The sequence below is a fragment of the Streptomyces sulphureus DSM 40104 genome (genome assembly GCF_000381025.1).
Taxonomy (GTDB): domain Bacteria; phylum Actinomycetota; class Actinomycetes; order Streptomycetales; family Streptomycetaceae; genus Streptomyces; species Streptomyces sulphureus.
On the sequence record NZ_KB905814.1, the window covers coordinates 111,830 to 135,919 of the forward strand.

At 70.2% G+C, this 24,090-nt stretch carries 22 protein-coding genes; 3 read left to right on the forward strand and 19 right to left on the reverse strand.

The window, feature by feature from the left end:
• Positions 1-2: 2 nt before the first annotated feature.
• Positions 3-926, reverse strand: a complete 924-nt coding sequence (locus F603_RS0104775) for an FAD binding domain-containing protein (RefSeq protein WP_019544876.1) — start codon at positions 924-926, stop codon at positions 3-5.
• A gap of 265 nt (positions 927-1,191) precedes the next feature.
• Here F603_RS0104775 and F603_RS0104780 point away from each other — a divergent pair, with 265 nt between their 5' ends.
• Entirely contained in the window at positions 1,192-2,337 is a 1,146-nt protein-coding gene (locus F603_RS0104780) for an XdhC family protein (RefSeq protein WP_019544877.1), read from the forward strand.
• Between the two features lie 177 nt (positions 2,338-2,514).
• Here the strand turns inward: F603_RS0104780 and F603_RS0104785 are convergent, their stop codons facing one another.
• Positions 2,515-3,792, reverse strand: coding sequence for an alpha/beta hydrolase (locus F603_RS0104785; protein ID WP_019544878.1), 1,278 nt, complete (start codon positions 3,790-3,792; stop codon positions 2,515-2,517).
• A 615-nt stretch (positions 3,793-4,407) separates the two neighbouring features.
• On the opposite strand from F603_RS0104785, the gene F603_RS0104790 reads away from it, so the two are divergent.
• Positions 4,408-4,926 (forward strand): SigE family RNA polymerase sigma factor, encoded by a 519-nt coding sequence (locus F603_RS0104790; RefSeq protein WP_019544879.1) that lies wholly within the window; start codon positions 4,408-4,410, stop codon positions 4,924-4,926.
• Between the two features lie 527 nt (positions 4,927-5,453).
• Here F603_RS0104790 and F603_RS0104795 read toward each other — a convergent pair.
• From F603_RS0104795 to F603_RS0104845, 11 genes are all read right to left on the reverse strand, one after another.
• Positions 5,454-5,657: a hypothetical protein gene (locus F603_RS0104795; RefSeq protein ID WP_019544880.1), complete on the reverse strand. Its 204-nt coding sequence runs from the start codon at positions 5,655-5,657 to the stop codon at positions 5,454-5,456.
• A gap of 105 nt (positions 5,658-5,762) precedes the next feature.
• On the reverse strand, positions 5,763-6,977 hold the full coding sequence (locus F603_RS0104800; RefSeq protein ID WP_019544881.1) for an MFS transporter: 1,215 nt from the start codon (positions 6,975-6,977) through the stop codon (positions 5,763-5,765).
• A gap of 4 nt (positions 6,978-6,981) precedes the next feature.
• Positions 6,982-7,524 carry a GNAT family N-acetyltransferase gene (locus F603_RS0104805; protein ID WP_245600685.1) on the reverse strand — a complete coding sequence of 181 codons (543 nt, stop codon included), beginning with the start codon at positions 7,522-7,524 and terminating at the stop codon, positions 6,982-6,984.
• Positions 7,518-8,690, reverse strand: a complete 1,173-nt coding sequence (locus F603_RS0104810; protein WP_019544883.1) for a type III PLP-dependent enzyme — start codon at positions 8,688-8,690, stop codon at positions 7,518-7,520. Before F603_RS0104810 ends, F603_RS0104805 begins: the two co-directional genes overlap by 7 nt.
• Positions 8,687-10,021 (reverse strand): DUF6271 family protein, encoded by a 1,335-nt coding sequence (locus tag F603_RS0104815; RefSeq protein ID WP_019544884.1) that lies wholly within the window; start codon positions 10,019-10,021, stop codon positions 8,687-8,689. The genes F603_RS0104810 and F603_RS0104815 overlap by 4 nt, the downstream gene beginning before the upstream one ends.
• Entirely contained in the window at positions 10,003-11,067 is a 1,065-nt protein-coding gene (locus F603_RS0104820) for a phytanoyl-CoA dioxygenase family protein (protein ID WP_019544885.1), read from the reverse strand. Before F603_RS0104820 ends, F603_RS0104815 begins: the two co-directional genes overlap by 19 nt.
• 640 nt (positions 11,068-11,707) lie before the next feature.
• A complete protein-coding gene (locus F603_RS0104825) occupies positions 11,708-12,289 on the reverse strand; it encodes a TetR/AcrR family transcriptional regulator (protein WP_019544886.1) in 582 nt (193 codons plus the stop codon).
• 102 nt (positions 12,290-12,391) lie between these two features.
• Positions 12,392-13,360 carry a PDR/VanB family oxidoreductase gene (locus tag F603_RS0104830; RefSeq protein ID WP_019544887.1) on the reverse strand — a complete coding sequence of 323 codons (969 nt, stop codon included), beginning with the start codon at positions 13,358-13,360 and terminating at the stop codon, positions 12,392-12,394.
• 116 nt (positions 13,361-13,476) lie between these two features.
• Positions 13,477-14,475 carry a 3-hydroxyacyl-CoA dehydrogenase NAD-binding domain-containing protein gene (locus F603_RS0104835; RefSeq protein WP_019544888.1) on the reverse strand — a complete coding sequence of 333 codons (999 nt, stop codon included), beginning with the start codon at positions 14,473-14,475 and terminating at the stop codon, positions 13,477-13,479.
• A complete protein-coding gene (kce, locus tag F603_RS0104840) occupies positions 14,462-15,391 on the reverse strand; it encodes a 3,5-dioxohexanoate:acetyl-CoA acetone transferase (RefSeq protein WP_019544889.1) in 930 nt (309 codons plus the stop codon). Before kce ends, F603_RS0104835 begins: the two co-directional genes overlap by 14 nt.
• Before the next feature lie 38 nt (positions 15,392-15,429).
• Positions 15,430-16,584 carry an aromatic ring-hydroxylating oxygenase subunit alpha gene (locus F603_RS0104845; protein WP_037955413.1) on the reverse strand — a complete coding sequence of 385 codons (1,155 nt, stop codon included), beginning with the start codon at positions 16,582-16,584 and terminating at the stop codon, positions 15,430-15,432.
• A gap of 140 nt (positions 16,585-16,724) precedes the next feature.
• On the opposite strand from F603_RS0104845, the gene F603_RS0104850 reads away from it, so the two are divergent.
• A complete protein-coding gene (locus F603_RS0104850; protein WP_019544891.1) occupies positions 16,725-18,086 on the forward strand; it encodes an NAD-dependent succinate-semialdehyde dehydrogenase in 1,362 nt (453 codons plus the stop codon).
• A gap of 236 nt (positions 18,087-18,322) precedes the next feature.
• On the opposite strand, the gene F603_RS0104855 is transcribed toward F603_RS0104850, so the two are convergent.
• The 6 genes from F603_RS0104855 to F603_RS35320 form a co-directional block, all read right to left on the reverse strand.
• On the reverse strand, positions 18,323-19,144 hold the full coding sequence (locus F603_RS0104855; protein ID WP_019544892.1) for an alpha/beta fold hydrolase: 822 nt from the start codon (positions 19,142-19,144) through the stop codon (positions 18,323-18,325).
• Positions 19,145-19,379: 235 nt separating this feature from the next.
• A complete protein-coding gene (locus F603_RS0104860; protein ID WP_019544893.1) occupies positions 19,380-20,441 on the reverse strand; it encodes a methyltransferase in 1,062 nt (353 codons plus the stop codon).
• Positions 20,438-20,989 (reverse strand): hypothetical protein, encoded by a 552-nt coding sequence (locus F603_RS0104865; protein WP_019544894.1) that lies wholly within the window; start codon positions 20,987-20,989, stop codon positions 20,438-20,440. Before F603_RS0104865 ends, F603_RS0104860 begins: the two co-directional genes overlap by 4 nt.
• Entirely contained in the window at positions 20,986-22,842 is a 1,857-nt protein-coding gene (locus tag F603_RS0104870) for an alpha/beta fold hydrolase (RefSeq protein WP_019544895.1), read from the reverse strand. The genes F603_RS0104865 and F603_RS0104870 overlap by 4 nt, the downstream gene beginning before the upstream one ends.
• A 75-nt stretch (positions 22,843-22,917) precedes the next feature.
• Complete coding sequence (locus F603_RS0104875; RefSeq protein ID WP_019544896.1) at positions 22,918-23,199, reverse strand: hypothetical protein; 282 nt, start codon at positions 23,197-23,199, stop codon at positions 22,918-22,920.
• 467 nt (positions 23,200-23,666) lie between these two features.
• On the reverse strand, positions 23,667-23,837 hold the full coding sequence (locus F603_RS35320; RefSeq protein ID WP_019544897.1) for a hypothetical protein: 171 nt from the start codon (positions 23,835-23,837) through the stop codon (positions 23,667-23,669).
• Between the last annotated feature and the right edge of the window lie 253 nt (positions 23,838-24,090).

Below are 24,090 nucleotides of genomic sequence, written 5' to 3' on the forward strand. Positions count from 1 at the left end.
ACTCACGCTCCCTCTCCGCCGGTTCCCTGCACCGCGCCCGGAGTTCCGGCGCCGGAGGCGCCGATCCGCGCCACGGACCTGCGCAGGGCCCGTACGGTCAGCTCCTTGGCGAGGTGCCTCTTGTACTCGGCGCTGCCCCTCCGGTCGGTGACCGGATCGCACGCCTCGGCGGCGAGGTCGCCGGCCCGCGCGAACAGCTCTTCCGTGGGCGCCTTGCCCCGCAGTTCCTCTCCGATACCGGGGATGCCCGCCGTGTTCGGACCGACGGCGGCCAGCCCGACCCGGGCGTCCGCGACGGCACCGTCACCGTCCAGCCAGACCGCCGCTCCCGCCGAGACGACCGCCCAGTCCCCGGCCCTGCGCTCCACCTTCTCGAACGCGCTCGACCCGTTCGGCCGGATCGGAAAGCGGACCTCGGTGAGCATCTCCGCGTCGCCGACCGCCGTCTCGTACGGGCCGCGGTGGAAGTCCTCCATGGACACGACGCGTTCACCCTCGCGGCCACGAATCACGCAGGACGCGTCCAGCGTGGTGCACACGGCGGAGAGGTCCTCCGACGGGTCCGCCTGGCACAGCGAACCGCCGAGCGTCCCCCGGTTCCGTACCGCCGGGTCGGCGATCACGCTTTCGGCGTCTCCGAACACCGGGAAGGCGGCGGCCAGTTCGGCGCTTTCCAGCAGTTCGCGGTGGCGCGTCATCGCGCCGATGCGCATCCGGCCCGGCTCGGTCACCACGTAACCCAGCTCGCCGTGCAGCTCGTTGATATCGATCAGGTACTCGAAGTTGGCCAGCCGGAGTTTCATCATCGGGATGAGGCTGTGCCCGCCGGCCACCAGCCGCGCCGTGTCCCCGAGGCTGTCCAACAGCCCGACCGCCTCGCCGACACTGCTCACCCGCTGGTACTCGAATGGCGCGGGAACCTGCATACGGGCATCTCCCTCTGCTGCGTACCGGCAACTGACTTCCAGTCACGCGGGGCTGTGGTTCCGCCCTGCGGCCTTGTACCGGGACATTGGGCTCCCGGTCGGCGCCAGTGTCAACAGAGAGTTAAGTGTTCGCTTAAGTAGCTCCCTCCCCTCTCGGGCCCACCCTCAGAGCGACCTAAGCGAACGGTTAATCGCCCGTTGACACCCGCGTCCGCCTCTTCGCATGCTCACCCTGAAAACCGGTTCCGGGGTGAGGAGCACACACGTGCGGGACATCGCCGAGGGCCTCGCCGCCTGGCAGGCGGACGGGACACGTTTCGCGCTGGCAACGGTCGTCGCCACCTGGCGCTCCGCACCCCGCGGGCCCGGAGCCTCGATGGCCGTCAACGAACACGGCGAGGTCCTCGGCAGCGTCTCCGGCGGGTGTGTCGAGGGTGCCGTCTACGAACTGGCCACCGAGGTCCTCGACACGGGACGCCCTGTACTGACGACCTACGGCGTCAGCGACGACGACGCCTTGGAAGCGGGGCTGACGTGCGGCGGCGTTCTCGACATCCTCGTACGCCCCGCAGGCCCCGGCCGCTTCCCCGCCCTTTCCCCGACGCTCGGGATGCTGGCCGCGGGCGACCCCGTCGCGCTCGCCACCGTCCTCCCGACCCCGGACGGAGAGACGGACACCGCCCGCACCGCGCCCTCGGACTCGGACTCGGACTCGGACTCGGACTCGGACCTGATGGTGACCCCGGGGACGAGGAGCGGCACCCTCGGCGACGACCGACTCGACGCCGTCGTGACCGACCGGGCCCGCGCGATGCTCGACCAGGGCACCTCAGCCGTTCTCCACACCGGATGCCGCGGCGCACCGGACGAGGACGAGGTGGCGGTCTTCGTCCAGTCCTTCGCACCACCGCCCCGTCTCCTGGTATTCGGCGCCATCGACTTCGCCGGCGCCGTCGCCCGCATCGGCAAGTTCCTCGGCTACCACGTGACCGTCTGCGACGCCCGCCCCGTCTTCGCCACCCGCCGCCGCTTCCCCGACGCCGACGAACTGGTCGTGTCCTGGCCGCACCGCTACCTCGACAGCATCGCCGTGGACAGGAGCACCGTGATCTGCGTGCTGACCCACGACCCGAAGTTCGACATCCCCCTGCTGGAGCGGGCTCTGCTCACCCCTGCCCGCTACATCGGTGCGATGGGCAGCCGCCGCACCCACGAGGACCGCCTCACCCGCCTCCGCGCGGCGGGTGTCACCGAAGCCGCCCTCGACCGCCTCGCCTCCCCCGTCGGCCTAGACCTGGGCGCCCGCACCCCCGAGGAGACAGCCGTCTCCATCATGGCCGAAATCATCGCCCTCCAACGAGGCGGCACCGCGCAACGCCTCACCACCACCCTGCAGCCCATCCACAACTGAGGCTTCTTCGCCCCGACTTGTCGGCACGGGCACGGTCCACCGGTACACCGACGAGACGTCGGACACGGGCAACTGCGTCTTCCAAGTCCCGTCTCACTCAGGGCCGGCCACCGCAATCGTCCGGCGGCCGGTGCGGTAAACCCGGCTCCCGTCGCAGACCTGCGGGGCGGCTGCCGTTCAGGGAGCAGCGGTGGTGACGTCCACGTCGGTGACGGCCGCGTCGGGGTGCCGCTCCCCCGTCAGCACCTGGTCCTGCCCGGTGTCGCCGAGGAGGTGGCGGCGGAAGAAGGCGCCGAGGTACGTGGCGGCCGCATGGCGCTGCTGCGGCTCGGTCAACTGCTTGGCCGACGCCGCACCCTCATGGTCCGTGCACTGCCCGGGGTGTCCTTCCACCGGCACGGAGTCGTCGGTGGCGGCGACCTGACGGCTCCGAGGCGACCACTGCGTGTTGAAGTAGTTGTGATTCGCCCCGTGGAGCGAGAACCGGTAGAAGCCGCCCCGGTTCCCCTCGCCCGCGTCGGCCGCGAACGAGAACGCCTCCCGGCCGACCTGCCCGTCGCATGTTCCACGGAAGACGGCGAAGGGCGTCTTGGTGATCGTGTAGTCGGACATGTTCTTCGTCATCATGTTGTAGGCCGGTGCCACAGCCGCGACCGCCTTGACGTCGACGCCCTCGGGCCACTGTCCCCGATGGCTGTCGGCCGCCTGCCAGGTGGCCCCGGCCCCCGCCCTGGAGTGCCCCATGATCCCCACGTCGCCCATGTCCACGTGGTGGGCGAAGCCGACGCGCCGCGCCGCTCCGGTCGTCGGGTCGACGAACTTCCCGGCGAGCTCGCCCTCGTTCTTGGAGCTGAGCTCCTGCCACATGCGCAGATGCCGGTTGATGAGATCCGCCCGCGCGGCAGCATTGCCGTCCCCCGACACGGAGGAGGCGTTGATGCCGTTGGCGCCGACCGAGACCACGACGAACCCCTGAGCGGCCAACTTGCGGCCCACGTAGTCGTATCCGCGCTCGCTGGGCAGGGCGGGCGTCCCCGTCGCACACGGCCAGGCGAACAGCTTGGCACTGGCAGCTTCGTACGCGGCGTCGTCCCCACTGCGTTCGGCGGCAGTGCGCGCTGCGTCCGCCTTCCGGTCGGCGCAGGTCTCGTGCCAGCCGTGCACCATCAGGATCAGTGGATGCCGCCCCGTGCCCAGGTGGGCGGGGTAGTGCACCACCCCGGTCAGTTCGACGGGTTCACCGGTCTGTGGCAAGTGCCAGCCCTGGTTGCCCAGGTCGTAGCGGACCGTCCTGGTGGCTTCCGACGTGGGCACCGCGCTGCGTCCCGTCGCCTCGTCCGGTGCCGCGGTACCGGTGGCAGCCGTATACGTGACGGCTGCCGTTGCGGCGCACAGCACCGCGGCCGACAGGCCCAGCAGGCGAGCCGAAGCCCTCGTGCGTGTGTGGCGCTTCATCAGGTCTCCCTCGGTGAGTACGGGGCCGGACAGGAGCGTCCCGCTTTGCTCGTGCCCGGGGTGCGGGTGGAGGCTGATGTCCCGGGATTGCAGCGTGGCCTTGGAGCACCTGCCCGCTCGGTCATGTCCGTTGCGTGGAAGGCGCTTTCGTCGATGACCGGTTCGTTCTTTCCTGGACACGCACATCCGCACCATGGCGGGACACTGCCTACGTCTTGACAGACGTGCGGACCCGCCCGGGGTTGCAGGCGGCGATCGATGTTCCGGAAGCCGGAGAGGGACAGGCTGTGCCGCATCCGCACGCCCGCGGAGAAGTGCAACCTGTCGGCGCCCCACACGTCCTTTCCGGTAGAGGGCCCCTGAGAGCCCCGAACCGCTCTATTCACGCAACAGGTTGAGGCGTATGCCAGAAATACCCCGCTGGGAGACCATCCGCGGCAGCAACCCGACAGTCCCACGGCGCTCCGGGCCGGATGGCAGCACACAGCGTCAGGACGTCACCACCCCGCCCGCGGGAAAAAGGCGGTGACGGCTGCCGTTTCCGCCTGTGCAGGTGGTGTCCCGCACAGTTGGTGGCGATGGCTACTGGGCCGGCTCTCCCGAGGCCGAAAAGAAGTGGGCATCGAGGGCCGGCTGTTCGGCACGGCGTCGGAAGGGATCGACATGCTGTACCGCCACCGCAGGCTCGACCTCGTGCGTCTGGCCGTCCTCCTGGTCGACGACGTCCCCACGGCCGAGGATGTCGTCCAGGAAGCCTTCGCAGCCCTCTACCGACGCCACGGCAACACGCTCGACGACATCGCCGACCCCGAAGCCTACGTACGGCGCAGCGTGGTCAACACCTCCAGGGACGTGCTGCGCAGGAGGCGCACCGTGCGCGCCTACATCCCGCCGCGCACTCTCCCCGCGCCACCACCGGAAGAAGAAGTCCTCCTCAGGGAGGAACACCAGGAAGTGCTGCGAGCGCTGCGGCTGCTCACCGTGCGCCAGCGGGAGGTCCTCGTCCTCAGGTACTGGTCGAACATGTCGGAAGCGGACATCGCAGCGACTCTGGGCCTGTCCCGGGGTGCGGTGAAGTCCACAGCCAGCCGGGCACTCACGGCTCTGGCCAGAAGACTGAAGGAGACGCCATGACAGCCGTCGAGGACCGACTTCGCGCCGCACTGCACGCCCGGGCCGACCAAGTCACCGCCCTCCGCCCGACCTTCCCGTCGTCGCCGCGCGCACGGGCGGTCGTACACCCCGGACTCCGCAGGGCTGCGGTGGTGTTTCTGGCCGCAGCATTGGCGACAGCCCTCCTCGTGCTGCCACGGCTCCTCTCCCAGGGCGACCCCTCACCCCCCGCCGACACTCCTCCGCCCGCCGGCCCGAGCAACAACACGTCACCCTCACCCGCTCCCTCCCCACCGGACGAGGCACCTGGGCCTGCCGCACCGTAGAGCAGCCGCAGCCGGGGCTGCGGCCGTACCCGCTCCACGCCCTCCGCGCAGCGGTCCATCCGAGCGGCCGGGCGGTTGCTGGGCGTCCCAGCGAAGCGGGCGACCGGAGCATGCTGTGGATACCGTCCGCCTGCCGCGACGAGCGGGGCTTCGCTGAACCGGATCGCTTCGACCCCGCGCGGTGGCCCCATCGCCGCCTCGCGCTCGGCTCGGGAGGGCACTTCAGCCTCGGCTCCGTCCTGGCCCGGACATGCGCGGAAACGGCTGTCTCCCCTCGCGCGCGGTGCGGCACGGGATCTCGCGCGCGGTGCGGCACGGGATACAGCCGACGTAGGGGCAGGCGTCGAGCTGCTGCTCGTCGGTGCTCCGCGAGAGGGCGGCCTCCTGCATCATCCGGTCGCGGCCGAGCGCAGCCACGGCCGTCATGCACGCGCACCAGGATGCCGTTGCCGGTGAGGCGCGTGGAGTCGAAGTACAACCGCTCCCCGCACAGGCGGAGTTGGAGGTGGTGCGACTCGGACCCGAGCTGGTTCACCGAGCAGGACGGACGGCTTCACCGGAGGTCGACCCGTCGTCATCGGCGTCCCGCACGACCTTGCGCGTCTCCCAGCCGATCCGGGTACTGCTCACGGCTACGACGAGCGCGGACAGCGAAACGAGCGCCATGCCCCACACGAGGCTGCTCGCGTTCGCCACGAAGCCGATGAGCGGCGGGCCGGCCAACAGACCCGTCGTTCCCATGGCGGCCACCAAGGGCAGTGCGTTCGAGTCCTGCTTCGCAGCGGCCACGTAGACGCAAGGCGTCACCGCTGCGATCCCCAGACCGACGCAGGCGAATCCGACGAGCGCGGTGACCACGCCGCCGGTGACCAACGCGAAGGCGAGTCCCGCACACGCCAGTACGCTGCCCAGGAGGACGACGCGGCCATCCCCCCAACGGCTGCGCCAGCCGTCCGCGAAGAGCCGGGCGAGCAGCATCATGCCCGACACGACGGCGATGCCCAGGGACGCGATCTCCCCGGAGGCTTCCGCGACGTCCTTGAGATAGAGGGTGGACCAGTCGTTCATGGCGCCCTCGGTGACGGTGCCGAAGACCATGGCGCAGCACATCCACAACGTCACGCGCTGGGGCAGCTTCCAACCAGTGCGAGGGGACTTCCGCGCGGACTCCGTGGGCTTGTCGTCGGCCAGGAGCCCGCCGCGCGCGCCCACTGCGAGGAGCGCGAGAAGCGCGGCGGCCACGGCGAAGTGCGCCACGACGGACGGGGTCACCGCGTGCACCCCGGAGGCCAGGAGCGCCGCGAGCGCGGACCCTGCGCTGAATGTGGCGTGCAGTTTCGCCATCGTGGCGCGTCCGTTGCGTGCTTCAAGGGTTGCTCCCTGGGCGTTCATGGCCGTGTTGAGGCATCCGACGAGTACGCCGTCGACGCAGAGCACCACGAGCGCAGCCGGATAGTTCGGCGCTGCGACCAGGGCGAGAAGGACCGCAGCGAGAGCCGGCGCCGACCAGAGTGAGAGCCGCCGCGACCCCATGCGTCCCATCAGGTATGTCACCAGCGGGAACGACACCGAAGCGCCGATGCCGGCCGCCATCAGCAGGACTCCCACTTCCGCAAGCGTGAGGTCGAGGTCCGTCTTGAGCGCCGGTAGGCGAGAGACCCAGGTGGCGTACTGGAAACCCAGGGAGAAGAAGAGCGCTGCCGCGGCCAACTGGCCCCGACGGAACGGGTCGTGGAGTCTCGACACAGGGCTATCTCGATTCATGCTGCTGCAGGGGCGGACTGGGGACGTGGATCGGCAAGGGCGCCGACATGTAGACGGCGTGGGAGTCGTAACCGCCCGTGGTGACCGCTCCGAGTCGCGGCGTGAGCCCTCGGGACATCCAGAACTTTTCGCTCCCGCCGACCGCGACCAGCGAGAGCTGCTCGTACCCGAGGTACTTCGCCGTCCTGACGGCGTGTCCCAGCAACCGCCGTGCCATACCTCGGCGCCGCAGCGGGGCGGCGACGACGAGGTCGTGCAGGTGGAGGTTGCGCGACGGGAAGGCGGCCGCCGCTTCTCGCCGCAGATCCGGGTAACGGTCGGGCGGGTAGGGGAAGGCAAGCAGGTAGCCGGCCGCGCGGCCGTCGGCCTCCAGGACGAAGCAGGTTTCCGGGGAGAGCTGCGCCCGGCTTCGCAGCATCTCCCGCCCCTCAGACAATCCCAGTTCGGCATAGGCGCTGAACTCCATCTCCACGATGGAGTCCCAGTCCCGGGCCTGTATTCGGCGTATCAGCGAGTCGTTGCTCACCATCCGCCGCCCGTACAGGTGCGGAGCAACGGAGCGAAGCCGTTGAAGCCCTCGGTCATGTAGCTGACCGCGTACGCGCCGCAGGACTTGATCTCCACCGGGTCGCCCGAGTTCAGGTTCTCCGGCACCTGCACCAGACCGTGTGCGGAGTAGGCGTCGTCGCTGTCGCAGGTGGGCCCCGCCACGACCGCGGGTACCGTCCGCTGTGCGGTGTGCAACGGGAAGACGAGGCGGTATTGCAGCGCGTCCATCTCGTACAGACCGTTGAACTTGCCGACGCTCAGGTACAGCCACCGTTGCCGTCCGCCGTCCGGTAGGTGCCGCTCCGTCATCCGGATCACGCGGGCGTGGATCGTTCCGTGGTCGGCCACCAAGTACCGCCCCGGCTCCATGACGGTCTTGAGGTGTTCGCCGTGGATCTGACGCAGCTCCGCCGTCCCCTCGCGCAGCACGTGGAAGATCTTCTCGATCGGCGGGTGCAGGGGACTGCCGTGCCGGTCGAGGTAGTTGAGCGCGGGGAGTCCACCGCCGAGATTGACGTGGCTCAGGACGATTCCGCGCCGGGCGAGTCCTCGCATAGCCATGTCGAGCCGCTCGAAGGCGTCGTTCCAGGCGTCGGGGTTCATCTGTTGTGAGCCGACGTGGACCGACAGGCCGGAGGGGACCAGGCCGCCGGCCTCGGCTGTCGTCAGGATGCGCACGGCGCTGTCGGGCGAGCAGCCGAACTTGTGCTTGAGGCCCCAGAGGGCGCCGTCCCCGCTGGTAGCCAACCGGCAGAAGACCCGCGCTCCCGGCGCCCAGCGCGCCAGGGCTTCGACGTCTTCGGGACTGTCGGTGGCGAAGTCCCTGATGCCTAAGCGGTGCGCGTCGGCTATGTCCTGGTCCGACTTGACCGTGTTGCCGTAGTGCGTGCGGGAGGGCCAGGCGCCGACTCGCAGTGCCTGTTCCACTTCGGGCACGCTTGCCGCGTCGATCCCGGAACCGAGTCCGGTCAGGCCGGCGAGTACGTCATCGACCGGACACGCCTTCATGGCGAAGCGGACGTCGACACCTGGCAGTTCTCGGCGCAGGGTCTCGTACCGCTCCCGCACGCCGTCCAGGTCGAATACGATCCGGTCGTCCCCGGGCGCTTGGGTCCGGGCAGACGGCAGAAGGCGCTCTTCGGTCACAGGACCGCCCGCCGAGGACCGGGCGCCGCACGGTACAAAGCCGTGTCACGCGCGGCGCCCACCAATTCGCCCCACGCTTCCGTCAGGAGGGCGAAATCGCCGATGTCGTCGCGGACTTCCTCGAGCAGGCTCGTCCGCCGGGACGCCAGCGCATCGGCGAATTCCGCATACTTTCCGCCGAGTCTCCGGTAGGCGGCGTCGATCCGGTCCAGCCGCTCCCGATTCTCTTCCTGATCGAGCTCCGTGCTCCGCCGCGCGAACTCGGCGACGGCAGTGGCGCGCACCTGTAGCCGCTCGTCGAGCAGCGAGGTGCCGGCTTCCGCCAACCGGTCGTAGAGGAAGTTGAAGTAGAGCATGGAGAGGAGGAACTTGACGAAGCGGGCCTGGTAGGCGGCGAATCCTGTGCTGGTTCTCCGTTCGGGGGTGTAGTAGTTGATGATGTTGCGGTTGTGCAGTACGCCGGGCAGTGCGGCGTTGTACACCAGGTGGATAAGGAAATAGTCGCTGCCGATCGTGTCGGTCGCGGGTGGCAAAGGCACCTGGGCATGCACCCCGTGGAAAGCGATGTTGCACATGTCCACCCGCATGGGGTCGACCAAGGTGAGCATCGAGTGGTCGTGCGCGAACAGGCCCTGGCCCGCACCGCGGAAGGACTCCTCGACGAGCTGCCGTTTCTGCGCGGCCGACCAGTCCGTGGGCGCCCACAGACTCACTATCTCCTGATAGGCATCGGGATCGATGCGCGCGATCTCGTCGATATCCACGGACGGTTCGCCCACGAAGGAGCTCCCCACCATCGCTACGCGCCGGCCGGCATGCTCCTTGGCCAGAACCGTCTCTGAGACCGCATCCGATACGTCCGCGGCCCGCTTGCCGATGCAGGCGAGTTCGTGGTGGACGGGAAAGACCGCCTCGCCGTTCGGACCGCTCTGGTAGTGGCTGTCGGAGTCCCTGCGGTGCACGGAAGTGCATCCGAGCGCAAAGGCGACGAGGAAGGCCCGGTTGGTGCAAGCGCCGTACGACAGCCGCTCCGGGAGCATGAGGTCGAGAAGCAGACTGGGCTTCGCGGTACCGGTCCGCCCGATCACCCGTTCCAGGAAGTCCCGTTGCTCGGACTCGCTCAGGTGGTGGACGGTGATGCGGGGATGCCGGGGCAGGGCACGGACGGCCTCCGCGTGCCGGGCGTACACCGACGCGTCGCAGGAGTCGAGGATCAGAAGGTGGACTTCCACGGGGAAGTGGTCGACGGCGTACGCCGCCTCCTGGCCGAGACCGGCAATGCTCTCGGCGCACGCGCGGTTGGTCGGAAGAGTCAGGCAGATGCGCTGCACTTCGCCTCCCGGGCCGCTTCGTCGAAGTCCTGTCCTCGCCAGGACTTCAGACCGAGGAGCTTCTCTCCGAGCTCGTTCAACGTCGCCGGCCCGTACCGCTCGGATTCGGGCCGCAACGCGTCGCCGAGCAGGGTGCCGTTCCATGTCGGCGTGGTGACGTTGCGCCAGGATTCGACGCGGGAGCGGCGGAGCTCCGCGTGGCCGTCGAGAGCAGGCATCATCGCCAGGTACTGCACGGCTCGTACCCCGTCCGACGTGAGGTTGGGGCCGACGCCGTGGGCCAGGTGGCCGTTGAAGAGCAGCAGGTCTCCGGCCTGCAAATCCGGTCGGACCACGGGGAGTTCGTTCCGGTCGATCGCCGGCCGGATCGGGTCGCGGTCGTCCGGCTGGAGCGCTGCCCAGCGATCGAACGTGCGGAAGAGTTCGGGACAGCACTGGAAGCCGCCGTGCTCGGGGCCGGTGTCGTTGAGTGCCACGATGCCCTGCACCCGCTGCGGGGGCACTGCCAGCGTGGTGTCGACGTCCCAGTGCAGTTCGATGTCGAAACCGCGCTCACGGGACTCGATCAGCGAACGGTCCCTGGTTCCTGAATTCGGTGGGTTCAGGTTCATGCGGTCCAAAGTCACCCACAACTCCTCGCAGTCCCATACGTCGACGAACGCGTCGTACACACGCTGGGTCTGACGGCTGTCCCACAGAAGCTGGTGGTGATAGGCCTCGACGAAGCCGTAGATGTGCAGCTCCCTGTCGAGGTCGGAGCGGTACTCCTGCTTTTCGTACCACGTCTCGGGACGGTCAGGGTCAAGTCCCTGGAAATCCCACGCGAAATCCAGCAGGCGCCCGGCGGCGTCCGGATCGATCGCCCGCTTGACCACGACGTAGCCGTAGTTCTGCCAGAACGTGAAGTCCTCTTCTGACAGCACTCTGAGGGGCCGTGACTTCTTCAGGTCGCGCAGCCGCGTGGGGGCCAGGTACGTCTCGCCGTCGGAGCTGAAATACGGGAGGTCGGAAGCGGCGCGATGCAGATAGGGGGAAACCGTTGACATGAGTACTAGTACTCCAAAGCTCGGTTCGGGGTGACGGCTGCACGCGGGCGCGAACGTCCAGGGCTCAGCCGGAGCGCAGCCACGGCGCCCTCTCGGCGGTCGCAACAGACTTCGAGTAGCGCACGTCGGCAGGAGACCCGGTTCCGCTTCTTTCCAGGTCCTCGCGTCGTGACCGTAGCTCAGTAAAGATGGACTAGACCAATGGCTCGTGTCAACCCGCTCGCCGCTCCTGGTCGGCAGCAACGCACCCTCGTTTGCGGGGAGTTGAGAACTGGTGCGACTGCTCGGCGCCAGCCTCTTCGTGGCGCCGCCGACCCGCCGGCGCGGGCTCCGCTCTCGGCACGGCCAGCCTGCTTCGGGCAGCGCGGCACCCAGCCGGCCCGCTGACCGGGGTTCGCGGCGTGAAAAGCCAGACGGCGCCGCTGTGCCGGGGCGACCGGAGCAGCCCACGGGCCGAGTCGGCCGACCACCGACGGCCGGTCGTTCGTGCCCGTGCGTCTCACCCGCGCGCGGTGCGGGCGAGACGGGCTCGCGACCCGGTGTGCCGCGACGCCGGAGGAAGTCCCCGGCCGGTACGTCGTCCCGTGGTGGGAGCAGGGCGACTCCGTCGCCGCACCGCTCCCGGAGCGCGGCCTCGCGCTTACTGGAAGGCGATCTCCTCGCAGTGCCGGACGCTCCGTCGGATCGAAGCGCGGTCGATGCCGAGGAGGGCGGTGAGCCAGAGGCCGTTCTGGACGATGTCGATGTCGGTGGCGCGTCTGCCCGCCTCGGCGCCGGACAGCTCGGGGCGGGCCGCACGGATGAGGGCGGTGAGCGCCTTCCGGTAGCGCTTCTGGGCGGCCGTGTTGATCTCGCCGAAGTCCGCGTGCGCCCGCGCGAGCGCCCACAGTTGGAGGCGGAGGGAGAGGTACTCCGTCGTCAGGAACTCGGCGTCGGCGATGCGGCGCAGGGCGGAGCGGAGGTTCTCCTCGGGGCTCTTCGACGGGTCCGGCTCGACCAAGGCCACATCCTGCTCCTCGATGCGGCGCAGGGCCGCGCTGATGAGGGTGGTCTTGTCGTCGTAGTGGTAATTGACGAGCCCGAGAGCGACTCCGGCCTCACGGGCGACGGCGCGCATGCTGACGCCAGAAATGCCGTGCTGGGACAGGAGGGTGAGGGTGGCGTCGAGGATGCGCTCCTGTCTGCCGACCTTCTTCTCGGGTTCCGCCACCGTGTCGCTCACCCGCCGATGGTATCGGGCGGCTGTTCCTCGCGGGGAGGGCCGGACCGTCGCGGGGACGCGGCGTGCACTCCGCCGCTGATCCCCGCGCTCAGCGGGGCGTGCTCACAGGTCGAGGACCAACTTCGCACTGCGGGACCGTCCGACGCAGATCAGCATCGTCCCTTCTTCGTCGTGCTCCTCGGGGGACAGGAGAGTCCCGCGGTGTTCCGGCCGTCCCTTTAGGACGCGGGTCTCGCACGTGCCGCAGTAGCCCTCCTGGCAGGAGGAGTCGATGGTCGGCCGTACGGCCCGTATCGCCTCCAGGAGGCTCTGGTCCGCGGGGACGGTCAACGTGACGCCCGTCTCCCGCAGTTCCACCTCGAAGGCGGAGTCGGCGCTCGTCTCCGGTGTGCCCTCGGCCGGGGCGAACCGCTCCACGTGGAGCCGGTCGCCGACGCCGGCGCGGGCGCACTCCTCGGTGGCCGCGGCGAGCATCGGCGGAGGACCGCAGCAGTACAGACGGGTCTCGGGGGACAGCGTCGCGACGATCCGTTCCACGTCCGGGACCCCTGCCTCGTCCTGGGGCACGAGGGTCACCCGGGCGGGGTGCGAGGAGGCGAGCTGCTCGGCGAAGGCCATGGACTGCCGGTCCCTGCCCCCGTAGACGAGTCGCCAAGAGGCTCCGCGGCGTTGCAGTTCCTCGGCCATGGCCTTGAGCGGAGTGATGCCGATGCCGCCGGCGAGCAGCACGTAGTCGGGCGCCTCGACCAAGGGGAAGTGGTTGCGGGGGTGGGAGCTTTCGATCTCGGCGCCGACGTCCAGCCGGTCGTGCACCTCTGCGGAGCCGCCGCGGCCCGCCTCTTCGCGGAGGACGCAGACGGTGTAGGTGGCGCGGTCGGCCGGGTCGCCGCAGAGCGAGTACTGCCGGCGGAGTCCGGAAGGCAGGCGCAGGTCGAGGTGGGCGCCCGGGTCCCAGCGGGCCAGTTCGGCGCCGTCGGCCGCTGCGAAGGCCAGCAGCACGACGCCGTTCGCGACCGGTGTCCTCCGCACCAGCCGCAGCTTCAGCGAACTGCTGTCGTTCGCAAGGGGCATGACGGTGTCTCTCCTTCTTGACGGAGCGGATGGCACGGTCGCCGCGGCCGATTCGGATCGGCCGCGGCGACCGCGCTCCCGCTGTGCTCGTGGCCGGTCGTGCGCGGCCGCGGGGCTCAGTGACGACGAGGGTCTGTGCCCCGTCCGGTGGCCTGCTTCCGGGCTGTGGCGATCAGCTCCGTGAGCAAGGCGTCCCGGCGGTGGGCGAGTTCGTCGACCGAGTGCTTCTCGCTGATCGGCCCGAGGCCATCGACGAGCCGCTGCGACGTCGCCTCGTCGAGGTGCGGGCGCCCCAGGTCGTCGAACCAGCGGTTGAAGCTGTCGGCGTAGCGCTCGCAGAAGGCGGCGAGCCCTCCCTCGCCGGCGCCCAGGTGGAAGAGCTGCGTCGGGCCCATCGCCGCCCAGCGCAGACCCGGTCCCGAGGAGACCGCCGTGTCGACGTCCTCGACGCTCGCCACGCCTTCGTTGACGAGGTGGATGGCCTCGCGCCACAGCGCCGCTTGCAGCCGGTTGGCGACGTGGCCCGGGACCTCGCGCCTGACCTCGATCGTCACCTTGCCGACCGAGGCGTAGAAGGCACGGGCGCGGTCCACCGCTCCCCCGGCGGTCCTGTCGTTGCCCATCACCTCGACCAGGGGGATGAGGTGCGGCGGGTTGAACGGGTGCCCGAGCACGAAGTGCCCCGGGTCCCGCCAGCCTTCCTGCATCTCCGTCAGCGTCAGGCCCGAGGCCGACGAGGCCACCACGGCGTCGGCGTCGAGGGCGGGCCCGATCGCCGCGTAGAGGTCGTGCTTGAGGGCGATGCGCTCGGGGACGCTCTCCTGGACGAAGGCCGCTCCGTCGACGGCAGCACGGGGGTCGGCGCAGAAGTGCACGTTCTCGGGGTCGCCGTGCTCGGTGAGCCCGAGCTGCGTCAGAACGGGCCAGGCGGACTCGACCGCCTGCCGCACCCTCGCCTCGGCCTGCGGGTCGGGGTCGTAAACGGCCACGGATTTCCCGGCGGCGAGGAAGAGCGCGGTCCAGCTCCGGCCGATCACGCCGGCGCCGAGGCTCGCCACGCGTGCGAAGTCGCCGCTGCCCGCGACGTGTTGGGCAGGCTGCTCAGAAGGCGACACGGTCAGCTCCCTTCAGGCCGAGTCGGCGACGGGCGTCGGCCGGGGTGGCGACCGAGCGTCCGAGGGATTCGACGATCGTGCGGATCTTCGCGACCTGGTCGGCGTTGGAGGCGGCGAGTTGGCCAGGGCCGATGAAGAGGCTGTCCTCCATACCGACCCTGAGGTTGCCGCCGAGCATGGCCGCCTGCGTCGCGAACGGCATCTGGTGCCGGCCGGCAGCGAGTACGGACCACTCGTAGTCGTCCCCGAAGAGCTTCTCGGCGACCGTGTGCATGTGGACGAGGTTGTCCAGATCGGCGCCGACGCCGCCGAGTACACCGAAGACCATCTGCACGAAGAAGGGCGGTTGGAGCCAGCCCTGGTCGACGAGCCAGGCGAGGTTGTAGAGGTGGCCGAGGTCGTAGCACTCGAACTCGAACCTGGTGCCGTGCTCCCCGCCCAGCTCCTTCACGATGTACTCGAGGTCGGCGAAGGTGTTCTTGAAGACCAAGTCCCGCGTGGATTCGAGGAATTCGGGCTCCCAGGCGTGCTGCCACCGGTCGTACTTCTCCAGCATGGGGAAGATGCCGAAGTTCAGCGAACCGACGTTGAGCGACGCCATCTCCGGCGAGACCGCGACGGCGGCGCGGAGCCGGTCCTCGCGCGACATGCCCAGACCGCCACCGGTCGAGACGTTGACGACCGCGTCGGACCTGGCGGAGATCTGCGGCAGGAACTCCTGGAAGAGCTCGGGTCGGGGGTCGGGCTTCCCCGTCTCGGGGTCGCGGGCGTGCAGGTGGATGACGGCCGCGCCTGCCTCGGCGGCCTCGACGGACGCCTGCGCGATCTCCTCCGGGGTGATCGGCAGGTGCGGCGACATCGTCGGGGTGTGGATGCCTCCGGTGGGGGCGCAGGTGATGATGACTGGCTCGGGCATGCGGACGCACCTCCGTACGGGTCGGACGGATCTCCTGGTCAGGACGGGCTCTGGTCGCCTGCCAGGGCGCGGTACGCGTCCAGGACGAGGCCGTGGAAGTGGTGCACCCCGTGCTCGGAGAGCCCCGGCGCCCTCTCGGGGTCGTAGATGATCCGGCCCTGGTTGAAGGCGGGCGTACCCATCCCCCGCTGCACGCTCTCGACCAGGTCGATGTCCTGTACTTGGAGCACCTCGTCGATGTACTGCACCGACTGCTCTTCCGCCTCGTTGAGTTCGGTGCTCTCCAGGAAGAAGTCCCAGGTCTCCAGGGTGCGTCCCGGGCCGTCCGGCCAGACCTGGAAGACCATGAAGTTGCCCCGCCCCGGGTAGCGGAGGAGGCAGGTGTTGGGCCACAGCCACCACACCGCGTGCTCGGTGACCGTCGCGTCGGAGACGTCGTACGCGGTGTTCTCCGAGGTGCCCGCGTCCGCGAAGTGGCTCGACCAGATGCCGTGCGTCTTCACGTCGTAGGTCTCCATGTCGACGAGGGAGACGAACTCCTTGTGCGCGACGTGGCAGTGGTAGCACTCGAGGAAGTTGTCGATGACGTTCTTCCAGTTGGTCTCGACCTCGTAGTACAGCCGTTTCGCGTGCGTGAGGTCGGCGATGTCGGGGGCCCGCCGGGTGATGTCGGCGGCGAGGTCGGGGGCCTGCTCCGCCAGCGGCGTGGCGGTCGGGTCGAGGTTGACGTAGACGAAGCCGCAGAACTCCTCGACCTGGACCTGGTCGAGGCAGATCTCCGTCTTGTCGAACGTCTCCATCCGGTCCGTCTGCCGGGCGCCCACCAGGGAGCCGCCCAGGTCGTACGTCCAGGCGTGGTACGGGCAGACGATGGTGCGCGTCGTCCCCGAGCCCGACAGCAGCTCGTGTGCCCGGTGCTTGCAGACGTTGTAGAAGGCCCGCAGCCCTCCCCGCCGGTCGCGGACGACGACCACGGGCATGCCGGCGACCGTCGCGGCGACGTAGCTGCCGGGCTGGGTGAGCTTCTCGACGTGGCAGATCCACTGCCAGGTACGGGCGAAGATGGCCTGTTGATCGATCGCGTACCACTTCGGTTCGGTGTAGGCGTCGGCACGCAGGGACATGGAGTTGGCGGGATCTTCGTCGTAGCCAGCGGCTATCGCCGTGACCTGGTCTGCGGTGACATCAGTCATGACAGCGACCATAGACCGGACTGGACGATCGTTCAATATGTCGGTGAACGATCGTCCAGCTCACCCCAGTAGGCTGGACAACTGTTCAATCTATGCCAGCATGATTCTTCCACCGCCCGAATGCGCACCAGAGGAGGAGCATGAGCCGGTACGCCGTGACCAACCCCGCGACCGACGAGGTGGTCCAGGAGGTTCCGACGATCACCGACGAGGCGTTGGAGCTCGCCCTCGACGCCTCACGCGCGGCGCAGTCCTCCTGGGCGCGCGAGAGCACAGTGGAGCAGCGGTCGGCCCTCGTCGCGCGCGTGGGTGCACTGCACGCGGAGCGCCGGCGGGAGTTCGCCGACATCATCGTGCGCGAGATGGGCAAACCCGTCGGAGAGGCGCTCGGCGAGGTGGACTTCTGCGCCGACATCTACCGCTACACCGCCGAGTCGGCACCGTCCTGCCTGGCCGACCAGGAGATCCCGCTCCCCGCGGGCGAAGCCCTGGTGCGCAGCGCTCCGTTGGGCGTCCTGCTGGGGATCATGCCGTGGAACTACCCCGCCTACCAGGTAGCCCGGTTCGCGGCCCCCAACCTCGCCATCGGCAACACGATCCTGCTCAAGCACGCTCCGCAGTGCCCGCAGTCCGCGGCCTTCCTGGAACAGCTCTTCGTCGACGCCGGCTTCCCGGCCGGCGCCTACACCAACATCTACGCCTCGAACGACCAGGCGGCGCGCCTGATCGCCGACCCGCGCACAGCCGGGGTTTCCCTCACCGGGTCCGAGCGCGCCGGGCGGGCGGTGGCCGAACTCGCGGGCCGGCACCTGAAGAAGGTCGTGCTGGAGCTCGGTGGCTCGGACCCGTTCCTGCTGCTCGGCTCCGAGGATCTGGACGCGGCGGTCGGACAGGCCGTCGCCGCGCGGCTGGACAACGGCGGGCAGGCGTGCAACGCCGCCAAGCGGATCATCGTCGTCGACGACCTGTACGACGAGTTCGCCGACCGGTTCATCCGGGAGTTCACGGCCGTCGAACCTGCCGACCCCACCGAGCCCGCCACGGTGTTGGGGCCGCTCTCCTCGACCGAGGCGGCGGACCGGCTGGAGGACCAGGTCGAGAGCGCCGTCGCGCACGGAGCCACCGTCCACCGGAGGGCGTCGCGGCGGGGCACGTTCTTCCCGCCTGTGGTGCTCACCGACCTGTCTCCCGAGAACCCGGCCCACCACGAGGAGTTCTTCGGCCCGGTAGCCGTCCTGTACCGGGTGCGGGACGAGGAGGAGGCGGTCGCCGTCGCCAACGACACTCCGTACGGGCTCGGTTCGTACGTCTTCACCCCGGATCGGGAGCAGGCCGTGCGGGTCGCCGACCGTCTGGAGGCCGGGATGGTCTTCATCAACGAGGTCGGTGCGGAAGGGGCTGAGCTGCCGTTCGGCGGTGTGAAGCGCTCGGGCACCGGGCGCGAGCTCGGTCACCTGGCGTTCAACGAGTTCGTCAACAAGAAGATGATCCGCTCCGCGTGACGTCAGGCGCCGGTCGATTCCGCTTCGGGCGGATCACGCCGGTACCTCAACGGAGGTCACCGATGAGCGAGTTGTCCGACCCGGCGCGGTCGCCGGCCGCAACTCCCCGGTGGCCGGGAGGAGAAGTCCCGGCCACCGGCTACCGACCCCGCGGAGGCTTGCACGCGAACGGAGTGCGAAACCACGCACGCGACGTGCGCGGGACGCGAACCGACGGAGGTGAGCCGCGGCTTGGATCAGCGCGCGAGGATCGTGCGGAGCACGGTCGTCACCCCGGCGGGGTCGTCCGCGTTCATCAGGTGTCCGACCCCCGGGACCTCGTGGTAGGCGGCGTCGGGCAGGTTCGTCAGCATGATGTCGGCGGCCTTCCGGGGGCAGAGCGCGTCGAACTCGCCGCCGATGACGTCCACATGGGCGGTGATCCCCTCCAGCAAAGGTGTGAGCGGCTCCTCCCGCAGCGCCCGCATGGTCCGCAGACCGTTGACGTAGCCCTCGGCACCGCCGACGGCCTTCGTCCTGCTTGCGACGACCCTCTCCAGCAGATCGGCACGCCCGACGAGCGCACCCGCCGAGTCCTCGCGGAGCGCGTCCTCGATCACCACGCGGTCGCCCGACTCCGCGATGGCCCGCCGCTGCTCGTAGAACGCCGCGGCAGCCCGACCGACCACGGTCGAGGTGGCGACGACGACCGGGTGCGGCACGAGGTCCGGTCTGTGGGCGGCCGTCCAGAGGACGACGGTCCCTCCCAGCGAGAAGCCGACGCAGGTTGCGGGACCCGTCACCGCGTCGAGGAAAGCGACCAGGTCGCCGCCGAGTTGGGAGAGCGTCCCGTCGGTCCTGCCTGCCGGGGTGTCTCCGTGACCTCGCAGGTCGTAGGCGTAGGTGTGCAGGTCTTCCAAGGCGTTCTGCTGGTACGACCAGGTGTGGCGGTCCTCGGCCAGACCGTGGAGGAAGACGACGGGTGCCCCGTTGCGTCCGCGCTCGGACCACGTGACGTCGAGGTCGCCGAGGCGTGCGGTACGGGCGGGGACCTCGGCTCCGTCGGTGTAGCCGGCCATGGGGGGCTCCTGGCTGTCGCTGGCTCGTGAGGAGAGCTTCGTCCCTCTGGGCGTGGCCGGTCAAAGGCGGTGTCGCTCCTTGCTTCCGGGAGGCGCTCGGTCGCACGCGCCCTGAGGACGGCGAGACCGCACGGTGCGAGCTGCCGACAGCCGCGCCGCGCAACGACCCGTCGGTGCAAGGTCGTTGAGGGGGCACGCCCCTACCCGACAGACCGGCCGACGAGCCGTTCCGCCCTCACGCCCCGAGGTCCGGTACGGCCTCCAGCACCGCGTGGCAGGGCAGGCCCGCCAGCTCGGTGACCTTCTTGCACCTCAACCCCGCTCTGCCCAGCAGCTCCTCGTACTCCGCCAGGGTCCGCTCCCTGCCGGACGTCAGCGTGAGCGTCTCGATGTCGCTCAGCATCGTGTGCAGCACGCCCGCCGCCTCGACCGTCTCTCCCTCGCGCGGCAGCAACAGGGTGGCCACCAGCACGGTGCCGTCGGGCCCGGCGGCACCGCGGCAGAGGTCGAGGACGCGGACGCAGGAGGCGTCGTCGAGCCCATGCAGGATGTTGCGCAGCAGGTACGCGTCCCCGCCGGCCGGAACCGAGGCGAGGAAGTCGCCCTCGAGCAGGGTGCAACACCCGGCGACGCCCGCGGACTTGAGCGTGTCCGGCGCCGGGCGCAGCGCCTCGGGACGGTCGTACAGCGTGCCGTGCAGCCCGGGCTGGGCGGCGAGGATCGCTGCCAGCAGCGTGCCGTCGCCCCCGCCGACGTCGACGACGTGCGCGAACCTGCCCCAGTCGCAACTGTCGGCGACCAGGGGGGCCTGGGCGGCGGTGCCCGATGCCATCGCGGCGGTGAACCGCTCCCCCAGCGCCTCGTCGGCCGCGAAGGACTCGTAGAAGCCGGTGCCGTGCCGCTTCTCGAAGGCCGGTGTGCCCGTGCGGACGGCGTCCTCCAGTGCACCGAAGGCGTCCCAGAGGGCGGGGGTCCCGTAGAGGTCGGCGGCGAGCCGGGCCGGGGTGCCCCTGCGGAACTCGGCGCCGAACGGGGTCAGCGCGAACCGTCCGCCTTCGCCGGTGGTGACGAGTCCGAGTACGCAGCCGGCGCGCAACAGCCGGCGCAGCGACGGCGCATGGGTGCCGGTGTCGCGCGCCACCTCCTCGGCGGTGCCTGACCGCTCGCCGAGCGCGTCGACGGCTCCGACGCGCGTCAGGGTCCCGGCGATCTGGCTCAGCAGGAAGCCCGACATCACGGTCGTCCTCAGCCACGCCGCGTCGGCCTCCGCACGCGCCTGCTCTTCCGGGGTGGTCATCGGCCCTCCGTGTCGAGCGTGTGGAAGTCGGACGCCAAGAGGACGTCGGGCTCCTCCGTCTCGTCGTGACCGCCCGAGGCGACGAGGAGGAACTGCACGCGCCGGGAGTCGGGTGCGTGCGGGCAGCGGTGGCTGACGAAGTTGAGCAGTGCGAGGTACGGGACGGTCATGTGGATGTGCTCGGGGCCCTTGTCCTGGCGCACCAGGAAGGCGAGGTCGTTCTGCACGTCGCAGAGCGCCTTCTCCCTGCGCCTGTTGGGGTGCCAGACCATCTGGCGCAGCGACCGGTCCTGGGAGACGGGGTACTCGGCCCACTCCGTGGTGCTGCCGTCCAGCAGCTCGTCGCGGACGAGGAGGTGGGTGTCCGTGGTGCCGGGCCGCGGGGCGAAGAACGTCGAGACGGGCAGCGTGACGTTGCCGGGGTCGACGCGCTCCAGGAACCGGGGACGCTTCTTGAACTGCTGGCCGACGGTGAGCGCGAACCAGGTGCCGAGCAGCCCGTACAGGGCGGCCTCCGCTGCGAGCGAGGCTCCGTTGTGCCGCCTCATCGAAGACTCCCTTCCCCGACCGCCGCGCGTTTTCTGGTCCAGGCGATGGCGTCGGCGACGTGCGGTGCGTGCTGCGGGTCCATGACGAGGCTCTCGTGCGTCGCGCCCGGCACCAGGTCGTGCCGCGACTCGTGGGAGAGCGCCGCGAGTTCGGCCTGGAGGTCGGCGTGGACCGGGTCGCGCTCCACGGTGCCGCTCGCCGTCAACACCGCGACAGGGCGTCCCCCGGCGTCGGTCAGCTTCGCCGCGTCCGCCGACCAGGAGCGCGGCCACTGGCTCATCTCGCGCCGCGCGGCCCGCCAACTCGCCGGTGCCTTCATCCGCTCCACGGTCTGCGCGGCGAGCGGCGCGGGCAGGGAGGAGAACGGGCCGAGCCGCTGCGGCTCGGGCAGCATGCCGAGTTCGGCGCGGAGCCAGGTGGACGTCATCCGCTGGCGGAGCCAGGGGAGCGTACGCCGCTGGCCTGCGGAGCGGGCGAGTTGGTCGGGGTGGCTCGCGTCGACGAAGACGAGCCCGCCGACGAGTTCGGGATGCCGGCGCGCGAAGCTCCGGATGAGCAACCCGCCGACGGACTGCCCGACGAGGACGTACGGGGGCTCGGCGCCGAGCCGCGCCAGCAGCTCCCGCAGACCGGCGCTGGCCCGCTCGGCGTCCTGCGGCCCCTTCGCGGGCGCGCTCCAGCCGGTGCCGGGCCGGTCGTAAGCGACGTAGCGGGTGCCGGGCTCCATCCCCTCCCACACCCAGCTCCACCCGGTGGCGGGGCAGGCCATGCCGTTCTCGAAGACGACGGTGGGACCCGAGCCTCCGGTCCGTGCCACCACGTGGACGTCCCGGCCTCCCACGGTGACGAGTTCGCCGGGCACGGCGACCGCGCGTGCGCGCCCGCTCCGCACGCGCCGGTACACCGCCGCACCCGCCACGGCAGCCGCGCCGGCCCCGACCAGCAGGCTCGCCGCCCGCGGCGCCGTACGCACCGAGCCGCCGCGCCAAGTCGCCCCGTTGAGCGGCTTCTTGGCGGGTGCCTCCTTCCGCGGGCCCAGCGCCCGGGAGACGTGGGCGACGGCGGGGTAGGTGGCGCAGAACGACCAGACGAAGCGGTTCAGCCCCATGAATTTCGCGTTCCCCAGATGGAAGGCCGTCCCCGTCGCGAGGAGGCCGCGGGCAACCGGCTTGGGCGCCACCAGGGCGAGAGGGAAGGCGAGTTCGCCGGCGATCGTCGACCAGGCGACGGTCTTGGCGAGCCAGGGACGGTCGCGTACGAGCTCGTAGAAGAACCGGTCGCCGTAGGTGGCGGTGCGGAAGATCCCCGGTATCGCGGTGCCGTCGCGCCAGACGGGCGAGGCGAGTTTCGCGGCGCCCGAGGTGAAGTACGACAGGCACGCCTGCGCGGCGAGGAAGACGACCACCGCTTCGCGGGCGCGGGCGTTGTCGGGGAAGAGCTTCTCCAGCGCCGAGCTGGCGAAGTTGAGGAAGGCCATGTGGTCGGACCCGTCGAGGCCGTACCGCATCTGGGTCTGCATGCCGTACGCGGTGCCGCACATGGTGGCCGCGAGCGCGCCGCGCTGCGCGCGGGTGGTGCCCGGCAGGAGCAGTCCGAGCCCGGCGAGCATGCGGGTCCCCGGCAGCGAGAGGACGTTCGGATAGCCGAAGAGGGCGTCCAGCCGGCCTTCGCCGGCGCTGCGCCACCACTGCGGCGCGTGCAGTTTGAGCACCGGCCAGCTCAGCAGGTCGTCGTCGGCGTGCAGCGAGGACGACGCGAGCTGTTCCAGGGCGCTGATCGTCGCACCGACCGAGGTGCACCGCTCGACCTTGCGGAAGACCGCGTCGATGTCGTCGCGTCGTGTGTTGTCCACGGACCATCCTCCGATGACGGGTGCGGTGCTCCGGCGAGCGCGCGCTCGCCGGAGCACCGGTGTCGAGACGGGCGCTCAGAACCCCTGCGGGTGGTGAGCGAGGGTGTCCCCGACCGAACGGCCGGTGTCCAGCGCGGTGCTGGGGACGGTCGACCCGTGGTCGTCGTAGCCGAGTGCGCCGGCAGCCGCCGTGAGGCCGACCTGCGCGGCCGTCTGTGCGGCCGTCACTCCGGCGAAGACGGCGGCCGGGGTGAGCAGCACCGGCAGCGGCTCGTCGCTGCGGGGTACGTGTCGCTCGCCGAACTCCGCGTGGTGCTGGGCCCAGTCGGCGATCCGTGTGGTCCGTGACACAGCCATCGCTGAGTACCTTCCTCTTCTCGTCGGTCAGACCATGACGTGCTCGTCATGCGCCGGTTCATCCCAGTGCGGACGAAGGGCGAACGACGTGCTGAGGAATTTTCTACAGCGACAGCGATGCGGGTACCGGCCCCGTGGGCGCACGAATCGTGATGGTTTTTTTCCGATTCTTTACCTTGCGTAACGCTGTGGCGCGCGAAGTCTTGCGCGCGACGGCGCACCCGCGATCCGTTTCGGGGTCGTGGCGACCGTCGTTGCGTGCCCGCGCAGGGGTCCGGCTCTCCTGCCGGGCCGCAACTTCCTTACGTCGAAGGGGCGTTGGAGGAGGCTCGGGACGGAAAACCACCGCCTCCCGCCCCGCGGGCGCGACAGCCACGGGTAAGCGGGTTTCCACGAGCCGCGTTCACCGGCTTCCGCGAGACGGAGCCCGCGTCGTTCCGGCCCGGGCGTACAGGAGTCGGCCCTGTCTACGCGGCAGCGGTGCAGCCGCGGCGGGCCTCACGCCACTCGGCGCGGAGCCGGTCGAGCTCGACCAGGTCCGCCGGCGTCCACACGGTGCGCCCGGCGACGAAGCGCCGGATCGCGTCGTTCGCCTCGGCGGCGTCGAGGCGTGGTTCTCGGTCCCTTCCTGTGCTCATGGTCGACGAGCCTAACGTCCGTCTTTTCCGTCGACGTCATCCTGTGGGCGGATCAACGACCCTTCAGGGTGGGTAGTCCCGCGGAGTGCCGTCCGCCCGCGGTCGGCGGAACCTCGCGCTCCACCGTACGGTCCGCCGCCCGTCGACCTGCCCGACCCGTCCCGACCGAGCGCGTGAGCGGGCGGCCCTGGTGCGGACAGGGACAAGGAAGGTCCGCTCCCCGCGCCCGTCACCGGCCGTCCCGTAAGGGATC

Bases quoted from the DNA above. Each gene is read 5' to 3' on its own strand.
- F603_RS0104820 (WP_019544885.1), bottom strand. From the start codon at position 11,067: ATGTCAACGGTTTCCCCCTATCTGCATCGCGCCGCTTCCGACCTCCCG.
- F603_RS0104775 (WP_019544876.1), bottom strand. From the start codon at position 926: ATGCAGGTTCCCGCGCCATTCGAGTACCAGCGGGTGAGCAGTGTCGGC.
- F603_RS0104845 (WP_037955413.1), bottom strand. From the start codon at position 16,584: ATGACTGATGTCACCGCAGACCAGGTCACGGCGATAGCCGCTGGCTAC.
- F603_RS0104875 (WP_019544896.1), bottom strand. From the start codon at position 23,199: ATGGCTGTGTCACGGACCACACGGATCGCCGACTGGGCCCAGCACCAC.
- F603_RS0104865 (WP_019544894.1), bottom strand. From the start codon at position 20,989: ATGAGGCGGCACAACGGAGCCTCGCTCGCAGCGGAGGCCGCCCTGTAC.
- F603_RS35320 (WP_019544897.1), bottom strand. From the start codon at position 23,837: ATGAGCACAGGAAGGGACCGAGAACCACGCCTCGACGCCGCCGAGGCG.
- F603_RS0104855 (WP_019544892.1), bottom strand. From the start codon at position 19,144: ATGGCCGGCTACACCGACGGAGCCGAGGTCCCCGCCCGTACCGCACGC.
- F603_RS0104785 (WP_019544878.1), bottom strand. From the start codon at position 3,792: ATGAAGCGCCACACACGCACGAGGGCTTCGGCTCGCCTGCTGGGCCTG.
- kce (WP_019544889.1), bottom strand. From the start codon at position 15,391: ATGCCCGAGCCAGTCATCATCACCTGCGCCCCCACCGGAGGCATCCAC.
- F603_RS0104830 (WP_019544887.1), bottom strand. From the start codon at position 13,360: ATGCCCCTTGCGAACGACAGCAGTTCGCTGAAGCTGCGGCTGGTGCGG.
- F603_RS0104795 (WP_019544880.1), bottom strand. From the start codon at position 5,657: ATGACGGCCGTGGCTGCGCTCGGCCGCGACCGGATGATGCAGGAGGCC.
- F603_RS0104805 (WP_245600685.1), bottom strand. From the start codon at position 7,524: ATGGTGAGCAACGACTCGCTGATACGCCGAATACAGGCCCGGGACTGG.
- F603_RS0104860 (WP_019544893.1), bottom strand. From the start codon at position 20,441: ATGACCACCCCGGAAGAGCAGGCGCGTGCGGAGGCCGACGCGGCGTGG.
- F603_RS0104850 (WP_019544891.1), top strand. From the start codon at position 16,725: ATGAGCCGGTACGCCGTGACCAACCCCGCGACCGACGAGGTGGTCCAG.